At 39.3% G+C, this 20,091-nt stretch carries 16 protein-coding genes and 4 pseudogenes; 19 read left to right on the top strand and 1 reads right to left on the bottom strand.

The genetic code is table 11. The annotated features are described in order from the left end of the window. Positions 1-388 precede the first annotated feature (388 nt). The 5 genes and pseudogenes from H1P_RS18005 (at position 389) to gcvP (ending at position 7,788) form a co-directional block, all read left to right on the top strand. Entirely contained in the window at positions 389-1,537 is a 1,149-nt protein-coding gene (locus tag H1P_RS18005; protein ID WP_144869887.1) for a glycosyltransferase family 4 protein, read from the top strand. Further along, a pseudogene (locus H1P_RS18000) lies at positions 1,534-2,259 on the top strand (ABC transporter transmembrane domain-containing protein); the annotation flags it as partial. The gene H1P_RS18005 and the pseudogene H1P_RS18000, both read left to right, overlap by 4 nt. Before the next feature lie 203 nt (positions 2,260-2,462). Beyond that, positions 2,463-3,580 (top strand): annotated as a pseudogene (locus tag H1P_RS39415) (ABC transporter ATP-binding protein); the annotation flags it as partial. Between the two features lie 53 nt (positions 3,581-3,633). Next, complete coding sequence (locus H1P_RS17990) at positions 3,634-4,644, top strand: phosphotransferase (protein ID WP_144869883.1); 1,011 nt, start codon at positions 3,634-3,636, stop codon at positions 4,642-4,644. A gap of 237 nt (positions 4,645-4,881) precedes the next feature. After that, positions 4,882-7,788, top strand: coding sequence for an aminomethyl-transferring glycine dehydrogenase (gcvP, locus tag H1P_RS17985; RefSeq protein ID WP_144869881.1), 2,907 nt, complete (start codon positions 4,882-4,884; stop codon positions 7,786-7,788). A gap of 65 nt (positions 7,789-7,853) precedes the next feature. Here the strand turns inward: gcvP and H1P_RS36235 are convergent, their stop codons facing one another. After that, positions 7,854-8,015, bottom strand: a complete 162-nt coding sequence (locus tag H1P_RS36235) for a hypothetical protein (protein ID WP_186376020.1) — start codon at positions 8,013-8,015, stop codon at positions 7,854-7,856. Between the two features lie 478 nt (positions 8,016-8,493). Here H1P_RS36235 and H1P_RS17980 point away from each other — a divergent pair, with 478 nt between their 5' ends. From H1P_RS17980 to H1P_RS39405, 14 genes and pseudogenes are all read left to right on the top strand, one after another. After that, a complete protein-coding gene (locus H1P_RS17980; RefSeq protein ID WP_144869879.1) occupies positions 8,494-9,837 on the top strand; it encodes an efflux RND transporter periplasmic adaptor subunit in 1,344 nt (447 codons plus the stop codon). Between the two features lie 29 nt (positions 9,838-9,866). Beyond that, positions 9,867-10,352: a DoxX family protein gene (locus tag H1P_RS17975; RefSeq protein ID WP_144869877.1), complete on the top strand. Its 486-nt coding sequence runs from the start codon at positions 9,867-9,869 to the stop codon at positions 10,350-10,352. Beyond that, the gene (locus tag H1P_RS17970; RefSeq protein WP_144869875.1) at positions 10,349-11,353 is read left to right on the top strand and encodes an MBL fold metallo-hydrolase; all 1,005 of its coding nucleotides are present in this window, start codon (positions 10,349-10,351) and stop codon (positions 11,351-11,353) included. The genes H1P_RS17975 and H1P_RS17970 overlap by 4 nt, the downstream gene beginning before the upstream one ends. Before the next feature lie 152 nt (positions 11,354-11,505). After that, positions 11,506-11,919 carry a DoxX family protein gene (locus H1P_RS17965; protein ID WP_144869873.1) on the top strand — a complete coding sequence of 138 codons (414 nt, stop codon included), beginning with the start codon at positions 11,506-11,508 and terminating at the stop codon, positions 11,917-11,919. 195 nt (positions 11,920-12,114) lie between these two features. After that, complete coding sequence (locus H1P_RS17960; protein ID WP_144869871.1) at positions 12,115-15,300, top strand: efflux RND transporter permease subunit; 3,186 nt, start codon at positions 12,115-12,117, stop codon at positions 15,298-15,300. Between the two features lie 174 nt (positions 15,301-15,474). After that, positions 15,475-15,804 (top strand): hypothetical protein, encoded by a 330-nt coding sequence (locus tag H1P_RS17955; RefSeq protein ID WP_144869869.1) that lies wholly within the window; start codon positions 15,475-15,477, stop codon positions 15,802-15,804. A 29-nt stretch (positions 15,805-15,833) separates the two neighbouring features. After that, positions 15,834-16,163, top strand: coding sequence for a hypothetical protein (locus tag H1P_RS17950; RefSeq protein WP_144869867.1), 330 nt, complete (start codon positions 15,834-15,836; stop codon positions 16,161-16,163). A gap of 311 nt (positions 16,164-16,474) precedes the next feature. After that, positions 16,475-16,675 carry a type II toxin-antitoxin system VapB family antitoxin gene (locus H1P_RS17945; protein WP_144869864.1) on the top strand — a complete coding sequence of 67 codons (201 nt, stop codon included), beginning with the start codon at positions 16,475-16,477 and terminating at the stop codon, positions 16,673-16,675. Further along, positions 16,672-17,085 (top strand): type II toxin-antitoxin system VapC family toxin, encoded by a 414-nt coding sequence (vapC, locus tag H1P_RS17940; protein WP_144869862.1) that lies wholly within the window; start codon positions 16,672-16,674, stop codon positions 17,083-17,085. Before H1P_RS17945 ends, vapC begins: the two co-directional genes overlap by 4 nt. 202 nt (positions 17,086-17,287) lie before the next feature. Further along, the gene (locus H1P_RS17935) at positions 17,288-17,647 is read left to right on the top strand and encodes an SH3 domain-containing protein (RefSeq protein ID WP_144869860.1); all 360 of its coding nucleotides are present in this window, start codon (positions 17,288-17,290) and stop codon (positions 17,645-17,647) included. A 45-nt stretch (positions 17,648-17,692) separates the two neighbouring features. Further along, positions 17,693-17,809, top strand: a pseudogene (locus H1P_RS39890) (efflux RND transporter permease subunit); the annotation flags it as partial. 659 nt (positions 17,810-18,468) lie between these two features. Continuing rightward, positions 18,469-19,500, top strand: coding sequence for a hypothetical protein (locus tag H1P_RS17930; protein ID WP_144869858.1), 1,032 nt, complete (start codon positions 18,469-18,471; stop codon positions 19,498-19,500). Between the two features lie 40 nt (positions 19,501-19,540). Then, positions 19,541-19,798: pseudogene (locus H1P_RS39410) on the top strand (transposase); the annotation flags it as partial. Positions 19,799-19,807: 9 nt separating this feature from the next. Next, positions 19,808-19,966, top strand: coding sequence for a UvrD-helicase domain-containing protein (locus tag H1P_RS39405; protein ID WP_246141786.1), 159 nt, complete (start codon positions 19,808-19,810; stop codon positions 19,964-19,966). Positions 19,967-20,091 lie beyond the last annotated feature (125 nt).

Genomic DNA, 20,091 nt, shown 5'->3' with positions numbered 1-20,091 from the left:
ACCCCTGCTGCACCTCCTCCAATCACAACCACTTCTAACTGATTTTGAGCTTTCATTTTTAACAAATAACTTCTAATATCGCAGAGTGGCAACAATTCCCCATATTAAACCAGTACTGATTGCGATCGACAATAAGATAAAAATAATTCCTCCAGGCATAAAGGATAATATCCCAAACCCCCGCAGAAGATACATAACAAGGAAGGCTAAAGTAGAGTAGATAAATATTTTAGATAATAAAGACATCTTTTGCCCAGTGCTAACAAGTGAACTATCTACAATGATTCTATCGAATACAGTGTAGGCTTCCTATCCAGAAACCAGCGCAGTAGTAGATTTCTTGCGTCCTCTATTACTACGTCTTACAGTTTGGCGATAGGCTTTATCCATTCCTGTCTTTGGACAAAAAGGCTGTTCGATTCACGTACAGGAAGTTATTCGGTCTTTATTACAAAAAAATGCACAAGTATGTTTATTTACAAACCGTTTGGGCGAGAAAACACCTCCAGATTTTCAATCAGTTAAGCTTTGTCAGCTTCCTACTATTCCTAAAGTAGAGGAAGCCGTTAGAGAAAAAATAGCCTTATCAATTAATCCCGATTTAGAGTTAAAGTTGAGTCTGGCTCAACCCTTCGATTTCGTCTATGAACGTTATTCTCTCTGGAGTTACAGTGCCATGGAATATGCCCAAAAAATGGGAATTCCAGGAATTTTAGAAGTGAATGCTCCTTTGATTTTAGAACAGAAGAAACATCGGGGACTAGTAAATAGAGAACAAGCCGAAGCAGTCGCGAGGAGAGTTTTTCAGGCAGCCACAGTCATTATCGCCGTTTCCCGTGAAATAAAAGATTATGTGAGTCAATATGTGACAGATAACCACAAAATTCAGGTAATTCCTAACGGGGTTAATCCTCAAAGATTTTCTAGCAATCTATCTCGGACAAATACACCCTCATCCGATCGATTTACGGTGGGATTTGTGGGTTCGTTAAAACCCTGGCACGGATTGCCTGTTTTAATTGATGGCTTTGCTCGTTTTTATCGCAACCATCCCCATACGCACCTGTTAATTGTAGGGGATGGCACGGAGCGCGATCGCCTAGAACCAGAAATTGAACTGAAAAACCTTGAGTCTGCGGTGTATTTAACGGGTGTTGTTCCCCCCGAAACAGTACCTCTTTGGTTAGCACAGATGGATGTGGCAGTAGCTCCCTATCCACAAAGTGAAGATTTTTATTTTTCTCCCCTAAAAGTTTATGAATACATGGCAGCAGGATTGCCAGTTGTCGCCAGTAAGATAGGTCAACTTACAGAAATTATTGACGATGGGGTAAATGGTTTATTACTTCCTCCTGGGGACGGGACAGCATTAGCTACTGCTTTAGAGCAATTATGGCGATCGCCTTCACTCCGTTACTGTTTGGGGGATTTAGCCCGTGAAAAAATCTTACAGCATCATACCTGGGAACGAGTAGTAGAGAAAATCCTGTTTTTTGCCAATCAACAGCAGCGACAAATTACAGAGGTTAATCGATGAAAAAAAAGCGATCTCTGCACCAAGCCCTACCGATTCTAGCAGAAGTATTACGTCATTTCTTTCCCTATCTCCTACAACAAAAATTGCTGCTAATTTTAGCAAGTTTGGCAGTGGTGGCAGATGTGGTTTTACGCATCCTCGAACCATTACCCCTTAAATTTGTGTTCGATTATGTTTTAAGCGACAATAAACTTCCTTATCCTGCTTTAGATCGACTCGAACCAATTTGGTTATTAACCCTCTGTGCGGGAGCTATTTTAGTCCTCACCGCATTAAGGGCATTAGCTGCTTATTGGAGTACGGTATCTCTAGCAATTGTTGGTAGTCGCGTTATGACCCAAGTGCGCGATCGCCTGTACTGTCATTTACAGCAGCTTTCTCTGGCTTATCACACCAAAGCTAGAAGCGGGGATTTAATTGTGCGGATCAGTAGTGATGCCAATCGTCTTCAGGAAATTTTGATAACGGCAGCCCTACCCTTAATTATCAGCATTTTAACTTTGTTGGGAACGGTAGGTGCAATGTTTTGGATCGACCCCAATTTAACCTTGCTTTCTTTGGTGACGCTGCCCCTATTTGCTTTTGCTACTAATCGTCTCAGTCAAAGAATTCAGGAGTCCTCCCTCAAACAACGCAAACAAGAAGGATTAGTGGCAGCTACCGCAGCCGAATCTATTGCTGCAATTAAATTAATTCAGGCTCTTTCCTTAGAACTGACATTCCGCAGATAATTTTCTCAAGGAAATAATTAAATGAATTTGCTTGAATATAGCCGTTTATAGCAATCGCCAATCTTCAAAAACACCAAATAATATATTAGTTCTTATTCTGTTTCTAAAATCGCTGTATTCTCTATCTCTTAAAGTGTGTAGACTAAATTGCTCAAAAAATCACGAAGAAATTAAATTTTTCTGCGGAATGTGAGTTAGAAACTGCTTTTGCTCGGATATTTTCTCAGCAAAATCGCGCTAGCTTGCATAAAAACGTCGAAACCAAGCGTTTATCTGCTACTTTAGAACGAACTGTAGATGGGGTGATTGCTTTAGGCATGGCGATCGTTCTGTGGTATGGTTCGTGGTTAGTCTTGCGGGATGCTTTGACTACAGGGGATGCGATCGTTTTCCTCACCTATCTCAAAAATGCCTTTAAACCCGTGAAAATTTTGCTAAGTATACGGGACGTTTGGCAAAAGCTGCTGCATCTGGAGAGCGAATTTTAAACATTTTACAGCAAACCCCCGATATTCAAGATTCACCCCAGGCAAAGATTGCACCATCATTTCGCGGAGAAGTTACCTTTGAAAATGTCAGTTTTGCTTATGATTCAGGACAGAAATTACTCGATCGCCTTAATTTAACTGTCAAACCAGGACAATTAGTCGCAATTTCGGGAATTTCGGGTAGTGGTAAATCTACATCAATGAGTTTGCTACTGCGTCTTTACGATCCTATATCTGGTCGGATTTTAATTGATGGAGAAGATATTCGCAACTATACCATAGCTTCAGTGCGATCGCAGATGAGTGTGGTGTTACAAGAAAGCCTCCTCTTTGCTGCCACGGTCAAAGAAAATATTGCCTACGGCATCGATCGTGTCAGCGATGAAGCGATTATTGCTGCTGCTCGTTTGGCTAATATCGATAGTTTTATCACCAGCCTACCTCAAGGATACGATACCATTTTGGGGGAAAGAGGTGCGACTCTATCAGGAGGTCAACGTCAACGTTTAGCGATCGCTAGAGCAGCAATTCGTCGTACTCCGATTTTAATTTTAGACGAACCCACCACAGGATTAGACCGAGAAAATGAACAAGCGGTAATTGAAGCTTTGCAAAGATTAGCTCAACAAAGGACAACTTTTTAAATTACTCACGATCTTACTTTAGCGACCCAAGCAGATAAGATTGTTTATCTCGAAAAAGGGCGGGTAGTCGAACAGGGAAGTCCCAGAGAGTTAATCACTAAAAATGGACGTTACGCTCGACTCTATCAAATGCAAAATAGCAATCAGCCTCATGAAAAAGAGATGATTTATCGTGCGTAGCTTTTTTAAAATCGCGCTCGCGATTAGCTGTAAGCTTATAGCTAGTTAAACTAATGACTAATATTAAATGTATAGTTAGGGATCGATTTAATATCATCAAAGACCCCAAAATGCCTTTTTTACCAGAGGTTATTTGTCCGATTAAAGTTAAAAAGATGTTTCAACAACATCTTTTTTTGATTATTGGCAAATTGCAACTCGTTCAAATTAAGGTAATTCGTTATAAACCTCAAAAACGTTGTCTGATTGAATATAGTTTTCAGGGAGAAAATCCCCTAGTTTTAATTGGCAAAATTCGTGCCAAAGGAACAGATATTAAAAGCTACAATCTTCAAAAAAAACTTTGGCATAATGGATTTGATAGTAATAGTCATGACGGCATTTCCGTTCCCGAACCCATAGGAATTATTCCTCAATGGCAAATGTGGCTACAAAAAAAAGTACCTGGTGAAGTAGCAACTGTCTGGTTAGCAACAGAAAAAGGGATTACCGTCAGTCAAAAAGTTGCCCATGTTGCTCATAAACTCCATCAGACGAATATTCCCTGTCAACGTCGTCATACAATGGCGGATGAATTAGCAATCTTAAAGCAAAAGTTACCCCAAGTTCTGGAAGATTATCCTCACTGGCAACCTCGGATTAAAACTATTTTAGAAAAGTGCCATATTTTAGGAATAAATACACCAGAATATCCCGCTTGTGGTATCCATCGAGACTTTTATTTCGATCAAATCATAGTCGATTGCGATCGCTTTTATCTGCTAGATCTTGATTTGTATTGTGAAGGTAACCCCAGTCTAGATATCGGTAATTTTATCGCACATATCACTGAATATAGTTTAAGAACTTTCAGTAATATACAAGCTCTCCAAGATCGAGAAATTGCCTTAGAAAAAGAATTTATTAAACTTACAAAAGAAAAAGATAATCGCGCAATCGCAGCCTATAAAACTTTAACTTTAGTACGTCATATTTATCTTAGTAATCAATTTTCCGAACGTCGTTCTTTTACTGAAGCTTTACTTGATTTATGTGAAGAACGATTAGAACCAATAAAAATTTAATTAATTTAACCAGCTATGAGCTTTATTTAATTTTTGGGCGTTATTGTAAATATTAGTGGCATAGGCTCATTTGTACTCGATCTTATCGCGAACAAAACAATTGGCGATCGCTATTTCCTGGTAAATAATTCTCTAAATTTGCTAATGTTTGATACAACACATATTGATTACAGGTGTTAACTTCGAGAGAATAGTATCTCATGTAAGTAAAATTTACTATCTAGCAATAAAAACTCTATGGTTAATTTAGATTTTAATATCGATCGGAAAACGAAAAATAATTACAAAGATAATAACTCTGTAAAAACAGAATCATTAGCAACTCATTCTTTTGCTGCTAGACATATAGGTGTAGAGGAGACAGAGATTAACAATATGTTATCTGTGTTGGGTGTATCCAGCCTGGATGACTTGATCGAGAAAACTGTACCCCCAGCAATTAAGTTAAACAGAGACTTAAAATTACCCTCTGCCTTAACAGAAGCAGAAGCATTATCTAAATTAAAAGCGATCGCATCTAACAATCAGGTGTATCGTTCTTTTATTGGCATGGGCTACCATAATTGTCTCACTCCACCAGTGATTTTACGCAATATTTTAGAAAATCCTGGCTGGTATACTGCTTACACTCCCTATCAAGCAGAAATTGCCCAAGGAAGGTTAGAAGCACTGCTTAATTATCAAACAATGGTAATTGAGTTAACTGGTTTAGAAATTGCTAACTCTTCTCTACTTGATGAAGGAACAGCAGCAGCCGAAGCGATGAGTATGAGTTATGGTGTTTGCAAAAACAAAGCCAATGCTTTCTTTGTGGATCGGGGTTGCCATCCTCAAACTATCGAAGTCATCAAAACTAGAGCTAATCCATTAGGAATTGAATTAATTATCGGAGATTTCGCCGAATTTGAGTTTAATAAACCTATTTTTGGTGCTTTATTACAATATCCCGCTACCGATGGTACTATCTATGATTACAGCGAGTTTATCACCAAAGCTCATCAAGGAAAAGCGATCGTTACCGTAGCAGCCGATATCTTGAGTTTGGCTTTACTCACCCCCCCAGGTGAATTCGGTGCAGACATCGCCGTGGGTAGTACCCAACGTTTTGGCGTACCTTTGGGTTACGGGGGTCCTCATGCTGCCTATTTTGCCACCAAAGAAAAGTATAAGCGACAAGTACCAGGGCGCATTGTGGGAGTTTCTAAAGATGTAAATGGTAAACCCGCTTTAAGACTCGCTTTGCAAACTAGGGAACAACATATCCGTCGTGAAAAAGCTACCAGTAATATCTGTACTGCACAGGTTTTACTCGCAGTAATTGCTTCGATGTATGCAGTTTATCATGGTGCAGCAGGTATCAAAGAGATTGCGACTAAAGTGCATCAGTTAACTGCTAAACTAGCAGCAGGTATCAAAGAATTAGGCTATGCGATCGCTTCAGATAACTTTTTTGACACTATTAAAGTATCAGCGACCAACGCGGTTGAAATTATTGATTTAGCAGCCACAGAGGGGATTAATTTACGTTTAATAGATAGTGGTGCAGTGGGTATTTCTCTAGATGAAACTACCACAGAACAAGATTTAGTAGATATCTGGCGCATTTTTGCAGGAAAACACGATATCAAAATATCCTGTGGGAGCGAATGGACATTCGCCTCAACCATGCAACGTACTAGCAAATATCTCAGCGACCCTGTATTTAATCAATATCATTCAGAAACAGAATTATTACGCTATCTCCACAAGTTAGAAGTAAAAGACCTAGCACTTAACACTTCCATGATTCCCCTTGGTTCTTGTACCATGAAGCTGAACGCCACAGCCGAAATGATCCCCGTAACCTGGGCAGAGTTTGGGAACATCCATCCTTTTGTACCTCTAGGTCAAATTAAAGGATATCAACAGCTATTTACTGATTTAGAAAACTGGCTAGGAGAAATTACGGGATTTGCTGGTATTTCCTTACAACCAAACGCAGGTTCTCAAGGAGAGTATGCAGGGCTGCAAGTAATTAGACAGTATCATAGTAAAAATAATGAAGCTCATCGTAACATCTGTTTAATTCCTGAATCCGCCCACGGTACAAATCCTGCTAGTGCTGTAATGTGCGGTATGAAAGTAGTTGTGGTTAAATGTGATTCTGAAGGTAATATCGATCTGCAAGATTTACAAGCCAAAGCTACTAAGCATCAAGACAACTTAGCAGCCATTATGGTGACATATCCCTCAACTCACGGGGTATTTGAAGCTGAAATCAAAGATATTTGCGCCATTGTCCATTCTCACGGCGGACAAGTATATATGGATGGAGCTAACATGAATGCCCAAGTCGGCTTATGTCGTCCTGGTGATTTTGGTGCAGATGTCTGTCACCTCAACTTACATAAAACCTTCTGTATTCCCCACGGTGGCGGAGGCCCTGGTATGGGACCAATTGGAGTAGCTTCTCATCTTGTACCCTATCTTCCCAAAACCTCTTTAGATAGCAAAGACGATCGATCTATCGGCTTTATCTCAGCTGCGCCTTATGGTAGTGCCAGTATCTTAGTTATCTCTTGGATGTATATTGCCATGATGGGTGCAAAAGGTTTAACCGATGCTACTAAAATTGCGATACTGAATGCTAACTATATGGCAAAACGCCTCGAACCCTCCTACTCAGTTCTTTTTAAAGGTGGATCGGGCTTTGTAGCACATGAATGCATTATCGATCTGCGTCCGTTGAAGAAACTCGCTCAAGTAGAAGTAGACGATGTAGCAAAACGCCTGATAGATTTTGGTTATCATGCTCCCACTGTATCATGGCCCGTAATTGGCACAGTGATGATCGAACCTACCGAAAGCGAATCTCAAGCCGAATTAGACCGCTTTTGTGATGCCATGTTAACCATTTACGAAGAAGCAAATGCGATCGCAGATGGTACAATAGATGCTGAGAATAACCCCCTGAAAAATGCTCCCCATACCGCCGAATCTCTTCTTTGTGGAGACTGGGACAAACCCTATACCAGAGAACAAGCAGCCTATCCCGCACCCTGGACAAAAGAACACAAATTCTGGCCCGTTGTTAGTAGAATAGATAATGCCTACGGCGACAGAAATTTAGTTTGTTCTTGTGAAGGTATGGAAGCTTATAAATAGTAAACAGCGATCGGTTTTTTCGTAATAGGTTCTGGTTACTATTCGATAGGATAATTTGTAGATATTTATAGTGGGGGTAATCTATTGATTATTCCCACTTTTTTGGTTAAATTAACGTCAGTACCATCTGCGATGTTTCTGTTGAAGTCGCCTAAAATAAATACTTCTCGATTGTCGGGAATTCTACCTCGGCGTTGGTGAATGCGTAATGCTTTAACCAGAGACAAGTACAGTATTGATTAACCGTTATTTAACCTCTTTAAATACACTGCCTTTTTTGGGTTGATATCGAACCCACTTTTCATCTTTTCGTCGAGGTTTCAGCGATCGCATTTTTCAGTAGCTACAAAACTTTACATAATTTGATCCAAGTGAAGAAATGCCTGCATTCACCAGGTCGAGTTCCAAACCTTGCTTGACATTTTGGTGTCACATTTGGCAACTAGAATTATAAAAAAATAATTAAGTTTATAAGTATCGCAATAAAACTTAGCAATTACAAGCTTTATCCAAAGCGCGATCTCGTCTCGATAAAGCACTTGGCGAACAACTTCCCTAGTGTAACTAGAGATCGCAATCTGTCACATTTGTTTTTTCTGACAACTTAAACCCGATCGAGCCTGAAAAAAAACGAGTTAGCAAAATCATTCTTAAGACCGATAGTAAATATTTCCTATTTGTTAAAAATAAGCTGAGTATAAAGCCATGAAATCCACTGAAAAACCACCCCAACAGTCACTAGAATTAGAACCTAAGTTAGAAGAATCATCCGAAACTACCAAAAAGAAGAGTAAACTATCTGGATGGTTACTAGCAATTTTGCTTTTAGGAGGAGGAGGCGTAGCTTTATGGCAAGTCTTTATCCCTTCATCCCCAACCACAGCGCAAAGCAGCACCCAAGAACCACCGCCTAGACCAGTGGAAACTATGCCATTAACCCCAGGTACGGGTAATAGACAAATAAGTCTATTAGGACAGGTAGAAGCAGGAGAAAGAGCAACTCTCAGCCCTCAAATTGACGCTACAGTACAGCAAGTTTTAGTTAGAGAAGGCGATCGCGTTACCCCAGGAATGACAGTAGCAATCCTCGATGATGCAGATCCTCGATTAGCTTTAGCCGAAGCACAAGCAAGATTAGCACAAGAAAGAGGCAATTTAGCTCGCCTACAGGTAGGTACTCGCCCTGAAATTATTGCTCAAAGACAAGCAGAATTAAATACAGCTAGAGCTAGAGAACTAGAGGCCCAAGACAATCTAGAAAGGATATCAAGTTTAACAGAAGAAGGTGCATTATCAAGAAGAGCATTGGTAGAAGCTAGAACCGAATCATCGGCTGCAACTAGTGAAAGATTCCGCGTCGAAGCCATATTAGCCGAAGCACAAGCAGGGTTTACTAGAGAAGAAATTGACGCACAACAGGGTTTAGTAGCTGCTTCTCAAGCTGCCGTAGAACAGGCACAGTTAGGAATGCAGCGCACCGAAATCAAAGCAGCTTTTTCGGGAATAGTGCAATCGCGGGCTGTGGATCCTGGTGATTATGTGGAAGTCAGCGATCCTGTATTGACTCTGGTAAGCGATCGCGAATTGGAGATCTTTTTAGAAGTGCCAGAAAGCTTAAGCGGACAAGTAGCACCAGGAATGATGGTCAACCTAAACGCCAGAGCATTACCCAGTTGGCAACAGGAGACAGAAATTACCGCAGTAGTCCCCACAGCAGATAGAGCTTCTCGCCGACAGTTAGTCAGAGTCAGCTTAAATAATCCACCCCAAGGATTGTTACCAGGAATGGCAATTCAGGCAAATCTAGCTATGCCAGTAGAAAATGCAGATACCTTTATTGTCCCTCGCGATGCCTTAACCAGAAGGAGAGATGAATGGTTATTGTTTACTGTGGAGAATAACCAAGCTCAACAATTAGCAATAGAGATGGTGGCAGATTTAGGTACTGATGTTGTGATTACCAATCCTGAATTACAAGAAGGACAAAGGTTTGTAGTGAATGGCGGAGACGGACTTACAGATAGTGCTGCGGTTGAGGTAATTAATTAATAAATAATCTCAAGTACTCAAATAAAATCATGCTCGAAAATAAACCCCATGTTAAAAATCAAACTAATCTCGGTTTAAAAACAAGAGATATTGTTGCAGCATACACCCTACTGCGAATTGTGGTTGGCATTAATTACTTCAATCATGGACTTACCAGAATTTTTAACATCCCTAGCTTTATGGATTCAATGGTGACAACTATGCAGGATTCTTGGATTCCTGAATTCTTGGTCAGAATTAATGCGGGTTTAGTACCACCAGTAGAATTAATAGTAGGTGTGTTGATAACTATTGGTTTATTTACGCGAAGTGCTTTGATTGCTTGTTTTATCTTGATGGCTGTCTTAATGTACGGCGTTACCATTATTCAAAACTGGGATACGGCTGGCGATCAACTGATTTACAACATTGTCTTATTTATTCTCTTGGCAGGAGTTAGTCTCGATCGCATTTCTGTAGATGCTTGGTTGAGAAATAAACGCGATCGGCAAATTAAAACGAAATCACAACCATGAAGCGATCGTATTTTAATTTTTTGCCCACAAAAACAATTCTTCTAACTATGAGTTTGGCTGGAACAATTATGCTAAGTCTATCTCAACCATTCAATCCGATCTCTGCTCAGTCCATACCGACTGTGGCACAAACTGAAAGTAAGAGCGAGAATATAACAATTCATAATTACTATACTTCTCCACCATTTGAAGAAATCTACTACTACGCCATAGAAACAGACGAGGGTTTAATCCTAATTGATACAGGAAGATTGCTTTCACAAGCCAGATACGCCCTTGAAGAATTACAGCAGCTAGAAAAACCTATTCTGGCAATTTTGATTACTCATCCCCATACAGATCATTTTGGTGGATTACCAGTGTTTGTTGAAGCTGCGGGGGACGATGTTCCAATTTATGCTTCTCAAATTACTTACGATAGTATAGAGAATGACAAACGAGGCTACATAGAGAATCGCAATGAGCAACTAGGACAAGATTTTCCAGATCCAGACGAAATTCCCTTACCTGACTTTATTGTAGAAGACGGTCAGGAGTTTAGTATTGGTGGTATTAATATTATCGCCTACGACTTTCCGACTAATGAATCCGATACCACCACAACTTACTATTTGCCAGAAGAAGAAGTAATGTTTGTGGGAGATTTAGTTAATGGAGAAAAAACTCCAGGTTTATTTGAGGGAAATACTAGCAACTGGCTGAACACCCTAAGAGCAATTCAACAGAGGTTTCCCGATCTAGAGAGAGTTTATCCAGGTCATACAGAACCCGATCGACCTAATAGACTAATTGAAGCTCAGATCGATTACATTCAAACTTTCCAAAACCTCGTAAGTCAAGCACTAGAGAATGATGAAGTAGTTGACGAAGAGGAAAAGCGTAATATCGCTGATGAAATAGAAAGACTTTATCCAGATTACGAAACCTCACTTCTATTACCAGGATTAATCGAGATTAATATTGATGGGGTTGCTGAAGAACTCCAAGGTGAAGGCAATTGAGAGATATTTAATATTAATTAAAAAGGCGATTTATAGTTTACTTTTAAACAAGCAAAGACCGCTATTAATAATTAACAGTAGTTATGAAGTAGACAATTATTATTTAGAGAATTTTTAAAATTACCATCTTGTAATTAGGAGTTAATTACCCAATGAAATATATTCCTTTATCTGCCCGTATCTGTCTTTGCTTAATTTTTATCAACTCAGGAATTGGCAAAATTCTGGGTTTTGGCAGTACTGCTGAAATGATGGCAAACAGTGGTTTACCAATTGCCAATATACTCTTAATCTTTACGATCGCTTTCCAATTGCTGGGTGGTCTTTCTTTGCTATTGGGTTACAAAGTCAAGCTCGGATCGACACTGCTAATCTTATTTTTGATTCCTGCAACTCTGGTGTTTCATAATCCCCTTGCCGATCCTAATGAAATCAATTCTTTTCTCAAAAATATCGGTCTAATTGGTGGATTATTAATGGTTATTTACGCAGGGGCTGGCGCATTGAGTATTGACACTTCTACCGAGAAAGCCCAACGCCGACAAGAAGTAATAACTAATCACTAATCTACGGAAGAATGGTAATTTATCCCGATCTTTTATTTTCTTTCCATGTAATCGGAAAGCAGAAAGATTCCATGCACCCCAAAGATTATAGCGATCGCAAATAATCAGTTCAAACATAGATACCTACCGAAAAATCATCTGTGTTTATCTGCGTTCATCTGTGGACTAACAACTAACAACATAACAATAAAAAAAATGAGTTTAATCAAAACCGCCGTTCGTTGGCGACACGGTACAGGAGTATTATTTTGCCTCCTGGCATTATTCGGTATTTTGGCATTATTCCAATTACCCCTAGAATTACAGCCAGGAGGAGATCGCCCTGAAATAAGTATTTCTACTCCCTTTTCTGGAGCTAGTCCAGCCGAGGTAGAGGATTTAGTTACTCGTCCCATTGAAGAAAGACTGGAAGAAGTACAAGGAATACAAGAAGTTACCAGTACCAGTCGAGCAGGTATTAGTAATATTAGTATCGAGTTTGATTGGGATAGCAACATCGATCGCTCTTTAGTGGATGTCCTCAATAAATTACAGCAGGTTGAAGCATTACCAACAGAAGCCGATGAATCGGAAGTTGAAGTGGTAAGCGGTAGCAGCAGCCCCATGATGTGGGTGATTTTGACCCCAAAAGAAGGCTTTACCCCTGATGATAATCACTACAGAGATTTAGTTGATGATGTAGTGATTCCTCGCTTCCGTCAGGTACAGGGTGTGGGACAGTTTTCCGTATCTGGGGGTAGAGCAAGAGAAGTTGAGGTGATTGTCGATCCTAAAGCTTTAGCCGATCGCAATCTTACCATTGGTGATGTAGCTGATAGCCTTCGTGACAACAACCGAGATATTCGCGGTGGTCCTTTAGTTTTGGGACGCAGAGAGTATCGAGTGAGGACTGTAAGTCGGGTTAATGATGTCGAACAGTTAGAAGGATTTGTACTGCGTCGGGATGAGTCGGGGACAGTTTATCTGGGAGATGTGGCTCAAGCTCGCATGGGTCGAGCCATCCAAGACCGAGTTAACATTACAAATAATAGACCTGCGGTAGCTGTGGGGATTGTTCGCCAGGTAGGAGGGAATGTACCCGAAATTTCCGCAGGGCTTAGAGAAGCTTTAGTAGATTTAGAAGCTAGATTTGATCGCGAGGGAGAAGGTATTACTTTTGATATTCCCTATGATGAAAATGATTATATTAATGAATCGATTTCTTTTGTCCAGGGTAATCTAATTATCGGTGCAATTCTCGCAGCTTTAGTCTTGCTGTTATTCCTTGGTTCATTAAGAACAGTGGGCGTAATTGCGATCGCTATTCCCACTACTTTGATTACCGTCTTTATTGTTTTCTATTTACTAGGACGTACCCTGAATGTCATTAGTTTAGCGGGGTTAGCCTTTGCTGTGGGGATGGTGGTAGACAATGCCATTGTTGTTCTAGAAAATGTCTTTACCCATATGCAGCAGGGTAAAACTCCCATGAAAGCAGCAATTGATGGTACACAAGAAGTAGGCGGTGCAATGCTGGCTTCTACCCTAACTACTGTTGCTGTGTTTGCACCTATCGTATTAGTTACAGGAGAAGCGGGACAATTATTCTTTGATATTGGTATTGCACTTTCGGCTTCGGTAATGTTTTCCCTATTTGCAGCCCTCACTCTGATCCCCATGTTAGCAGGACTGTTTCTCAAACGCTCCGAAGCAGAACAGATGTTAGCAGGAGGAGAATACAGAGGTGGTAATTGGCTAGAACGTGCTGTGGCTCAAACTTCGGCAGTTTTCCGTTTTGCACAGGATAAATTAGAGAATTTTCTCTTAAAAACCGTCCGTTGGTCATTGGGAAGAGGCAAATTAAAACGTCGGTTACTTGTCTTAGCACTTCCCATCATCTTATTAGTTACCAGTTTCCAACTATTACCCCCTGCCGACTACCTTCCAGAAGGAAACCGCAATCTTATTTTATGGCTAGCTGAACCCTTCCCTGGTACGAGTTTTCCCGAAGCGATAGAACTTTCTCAAGCACCAAGAGATTTTATTAGCGAACAACCAGAAATAATGCGTACTCTTTTCGTATCTCGTCCTGGGTTTAGAGCGATCGCTGGTTTTGTCGAGCCAGAATTGTCTACAGGTAAAAATTTAGACGATATCGTTAACCGTCTGCGGGAAGCAAGTGCCAATTTCCCTGGTTATCGTTTTATGGTACCCAGGCGACGCTCTATTTTCCAAGATCCTGGTAAAGAATTTGAGGTGCAGGTTATTGGTGAAGATTTAGAAGAATTAGACCAACTACAACAACAAATTTCCCAACAAATTAGAGAGTTAGAGGGGATTCAAAATGTCCGTGCTGATTTTGTCACAGGTGCGCCAGAATTACAGGTAATTCCCAACCGCGAACGTCTAGCCGAAGCAGGATTATCCGAAGGGGAAGTAGGTGAAATGGTACAGGCTGCTTTAGGTGGTTTAAGAGCTTCCGAATTTGTTGATGGCAAACGAGAATTAGATGTTTCAGTAGAATTGCAAAATACTTTTGTTCAAACTCCCGAACAACTGCGCCAACTAGCGATTTTCAACGGCGAGGGTCAAAGATTGCAACTATCTGATGTGGCAGAAGTATTAGAAACCACTGGTCCAGATGCGATTAACCACGTAGACTTAGAAAGATCGATTACCTTGACTGCTAGTGTATCTAGGGAAGCACCTCTAGGAGCATTAATCGATCGAACCGAACAGCAAATTCTCGAACCCCTGCGTCAAGAATTACCCCCTGGTGTGCGAGTTGAGTTAGCAGGATCGGCGGATGTTTTAGCGGAAACTCTATTTCAGTTAGGCTCTACTTTTCTACTTTCTCTGGTAATTACCTATTTACTACTGGTTGCTTTATATCGCTCTTTTATCTATCCCCTATTAATTATGGCAACAGTCCCGATGGGTATGACTGGTGCATTACTGTCTCTAGTAATTGCTAATGCTATTCCTGGTATGGTTGTCCCTTTGGATATGATTACGGGATTAGGTTTTGTAATTTTGACAGGGGTAGTAGTTAACAATGCCATTCTCTTAGTAGATCGCGCCCTGCAACTCCAAGACGAAGGAATGGAATATGATGCTTCTTTATATTATGCCGTCGGCGATCGCTTGCGTCCAATTTTTATGTCGGCAGGAACTAGCGTACTGGGTATGTTACCCCTGGCTATCCTTCCAGGGAAAGGCGCAGAACTCTATCAGGGTTTGGGTATTGCTTTAACAGGCGGTTTGGCTTTATCTACTTTCTTAACTCCTACGGTAATTCCCGCTTTAATGGGATTGTTACAAGATTTTCAACCTAGAAGAAGTCTTAAAAAGCAAGAGCGTCAAAAGGAAAAATCTATGGAATTAGTGCAGGATAAAAGTTAAGAATTAACAGTTGAGGCAATATTATTGTTAAACTCAATGAGCCTGTATTCGGGATAAGTTCACATCCCGATTTTTTCTTAAATTCATCTAATGTAATAACTTTAAATAAGCAAAATATAAATTCAAAAATCAGAATAACATTAAATTTCAGCTTCTTAGAATTACTAAGTATTTATGGGATTAATCAAAAAAGGCTCTCGCCAAATCACAATAGATGGAGTTATTTATCGTTGGAGATATCCACCAAAACCCAATCAAAATCATGAAGATGCTTATCCAGGTATTATCGTCACAGTTCAACAATTGGGTTATGAAAATAGCTCAATATTAGCTCTAAACTTCGATAGACATCACATGAGTGGTGCTTATTCATACCAAGAATTAAGAAAACCTGTTTTACCATCTGAAGTTGCAATCTGCATTCGTGAAGCTATTAAAGCAGGTTGGCAAAGCAATATATCTAGTAAACAGTTTATATTAAATGTTAGAGAAGATTGGTTTTAAATTGAACAAGATAAAAATCAAAACTAATTATGTCAGTTGGTGCATTTATTTCTAATCCTGTAAATAAAAATGAAATAGGTCTGTATATCCCTGTTGCTACTGAATCATTTTATAGAAAAGCGTGGTTATCTGGTTCTGAAGAATTGAGACTAAAATATATACCATTATTTTCTAATGGAATAGATATAAAAAAAGAAGAATTATTTCTAATACAAGACGAATTAAAACAATTAAGAATATGGGCTAAAGAAAAATTAGATAAAGAAGATTGCGAGCGAATAGTAAAAAGAATAAATTTTATCGATAGAGAATTACCAAAATTGTTTTTGAGAAAAGACACTGTAGTTTTTATCGGCTAGTGAAATCGCGCCCTACAACTTCAAGAAGAAGGAATGAAATACGATGCCTCTTTATACTATGCTGAGTCGCGATCTCTAGAACTTAAAACAATCGAGTAAAACTATTTTTGTTCCCAAGGATTGACGATCTCAATCCCACACTCTTCAACAATTCGATTCCATATGCTGAGGAAACCTCAGCATGGCTCGACTTCAAAATCGGCTACATTTCGCGTTGCCAGAGTAGTATTGTGAGATAATGCGATCGCCAAAAAGATTAACTTTGTGCGTTATATTGTAGAAAAGTTTGCACAAGTTTAAGTTAACTACCTATGGCTACCAATTTAGAAATTGACAATGAGTTAATCCAGGAAGCATTAAAACTCGGCGGACATCGAACCAAACGTGCTGTTGTCGAAGCAGCTTTACAAGAATATGTTCAACGACGCAAACAACTAACAATTACCAAATTATTTGGAACAATTGAATATGAAGATGACTATGACTACAAAAAACAACGCCGTAACTCATGAAAGTCGTTGTTGATACTTCCATTTGGTCATTAGCGTTAAGAAGACAGTCGCAATCGAATGATTTATTAGTCAATAAACTTCGCGATTTAATTGCTGATGGTCGAGTAGTTCTTCTTGGCGCAGTCAGACAGGAGATTCTTTCTGGTATTAAACACCAGAAACAGTTTCAAAAATTAAGAGATCATCTTCGAGCTTTCCCTAATCTGTTACTAGATGTCGAAGATTATGAATTAGCAGCAGACTATTTTAATATTTGTCGTCGGAATGGTATTCAAGGAGCGAACACCGACTTTTTAATTTGTGCAACCTCAAATCGAAGAAATTATGAGATTTTCACGACAGACAAGGACTTTATCAATTTTAGTCAATATTTACCGATAATTTTGACACAAACATCAACTATTCGCTAAGAGCGATCGCGCTTTGTCCCATTTTTATGTCAGCAGGAAAGGCGCAGAACTCTATCAGGGTTTGGGAATTAGGTCAACTTCATGAACTTGAATCATTTGTTTGCAAGCCAATCATCGGTTTATTTTTCTTGCTTTACCCTTGAGTCTTCTTTCGAGATTAAACATAATAAATATTACTGCTTAAACTCGTTGTGACATACTGATGAAAAAACTCGTTGCTACTTTCCTAATAATCTTGACATTTTTCTGGTGTCTTACTCCTTTACCTGTATTTGCTTTGAATTTAGAAGTGGGACAACAAATTAAATTGAAGGCAAAGACTGATTTGGGAATTCCCCTACACAGAAAATCTTCTACTAGCCTTGTCGGACGTATTAAAGATGGGACTTTGGCACAAATCACGGGGACAGCAAAGGAAAAACATTGGTTAAATATCAAAACTGCTGATGGAAAGACAGGATGGATTATAGAAGATTATGTATCTCCAGTTCTCAATCGACCTGTTTTGCCTAAAGAGGATAATCAAGGTACTTTGTCAAAAATTAGGCTGAACAAGAATTAAAAACACCTAAAAACCCAGATCGTTAGCGAGGAGATATCATTTATCAATGCCATTCTCTTCGTAGATCGCGCCTTACAACTCCAAGATGAAGGTATGGAATAAGATGCATCTCTTTATTATGCCTTTGGCGATCGCTTACGTCCCATTTTTATGTCAGCAGGAAAAGCGCGTACTAGGTATGTGAGACGTTTTTAGTAATATTCGATCTCTTTTATATACCTTCGCTATGGTGAAACGATCGCTATTATTAAAAAAACTCAAGCCAAAAGAAATGGCAAAATGATTGTAAAAATTACGATCCAGAAATAGATGCTATCTTTACCGAAATAGACTGCGATCGCTTGTTTCTTGATTTATGCCGCAATGTGCGATCGCCTGCAGCCAATTTTCAAGTTGGCAGGGACAAGAAGAAACCAGAGAATTAGTAAAGGATAAAAGTTAAAAATCCCATTCCCCACTTCAGTTTGTAATCGTTGAAATTATGAGTAATCAACTCGAACAGAATAAACAAAACGCGATCGCTTTTTCTCAACTTGTTTCTTTGATTATATGGTGAAGTGCGATCGCGCTTGACAACTCCAAGCAGAAGGAATGGAATATGATGCTTCTCTCTATAATGCCGTAGGCGATCGCTTTTAGCAAATCATGAGAAAACTTGACTTATATGGAAAATTAACTCTTAGCTAGCCAATATACTTAATTGAATTTATAGCTATATATGGGTCGCCTGGGACTAAAACCACAGAACGTCACTTTTGTCAAGGTGGCTACATAAGCTCAAAGTATTACTCACAGGTACATTTAGCCAAAGTGAGTAAAAAGTGAGTAAGAATTATAATCATGAAATAGGGTATGAGTCACTACTAGCAGACTTCAAACGATATCAGAAGCAAACACCTAAAGGAGTAGGATTAACCCAAAAAAGTAATACAATAGCTCTACAGTTTAAAATAGGAGATGTCAACAGGAAACAATACGGTTGTAACTGTAGCTTTACCCTAGACGGGATGGTATCAGCTTTAAGCAAGGCTCATAAGGTAGCTGAAAAGCTAAAAGAAGATATTGGCTTAACTGAATTCTGGGAATGGTACAACAAAGAAATCAAGGACATAGGAAAAGTTGAAAATGACCTACTAACTTTTAGAGAAGCTATAGCAGTAGTAGAGGATGATTTCTGGAGACGTAAAGATAGACGAGGTAACAAGCGTATTAAAGGTCATCCTAGCCATGAGCAAAGCTGGAATAGAACTTATTTCGAGTACTATAAACACTTACCACAAGATAAAACCATTACTAAGAAAGATATCTTAAATATTCTCTCTAGATGGGAACAGGGAACTAAAAGCTACAAGGACGCTATGTCTGCTTATCGTGGTTTAGTCAGGAAAAATGGCTATGACAGTATTTACAAAGAACTTAAAAAAATAGATTCTACTCAAACTGATTTCAGGGATAACCAGACCATTACTCTGGAAGAGTTCATTGAATGGCGTGATGAAGTTCTGGGGATTAGCGGAGTATTACCAGTACGAGCTAATCTCAATGTTAGAGAATCTTGGTTATGGGTACTTGGAATGCAAATCGTATACGGGTTAAGAATCTCTGAAATATTTGCTATTAAGAACCTTGATAAATCAGTCTATGACCCCAAAACAAATAAACTAATAGTTCATGCTTATAACGATACCAAAAACAATCCTCATAGGCTGATTTACATAGGGAATGAAACCAATATCGGAACTACGGTTAAAACAGGGATGCGTATAGCTGATACTGCTGACGAACTTAACATTGAGAGGGAAGAGCGATCGCTAAATGACAAAAAATTGTACCTGAAAAATGAATTAAATTAAACTAACAGGTCAGAACAAAAGTTCAGGGGAGTCAATTGCTATGGTGCTACATCATCAAACAATCAAACCCATTCCATCTCTCACCAAAGAAATAGCCCAGAAAGCTTTTCCCAAAGGGAATCTTTACATGACTCTCAGAGATGAATTGGAGACAATTTATGATGATGATGATTTTGCCGAACTTTATTCATCTGAAGGTCAACCAGCACTACGTCCTGGGAACTTAGCTTTGGTATGTGTAATGCAGTATATGGCTAATTTATCTGATAGAGGTGCAGTAGAAGCTCTTGCTGCTCGTAACTTTGTACTGGTAAATGAGTGCCAAGACCTTAACTTGTGTCAGATTGAATTGAGTCGAAAATTAGTGGGCAAAGATGGACGCTTATTATATGTCGGTGACCCGAAACAGGCTATTTTTGGCTTTGCTGGTGCTAAGTGCAATAGTTATGACTCACGGTTCGCTTAAATCAAAAATGATTAGGGAAATAAAATAGCTAAAGTGTATGCTGTTATTGAAATTCAATGAATAGAGAGAGCTATATTATTGAAAGGAACGATTTCAGAACGAGCAGATGATCTACCTCTAATCAT

Origin of the sequence: Hyella patelloides LEGE 07179 (assembly GCF_900659865.1) — a bacterium.
In the GTDB taxonomy this organism is placed as follows: domain Bacteria; phylum Cyanobacteriota; class Cyanobacteriia; order Cyanobacteriales; family Xenococcaceae; genus Hyella; species Hyella patelloides.
The sequence above is the reverse complement of the archived record's forward strand: the minus strand, read 5'-3'. Positions and strand labels throughout refer to the sequence as shown.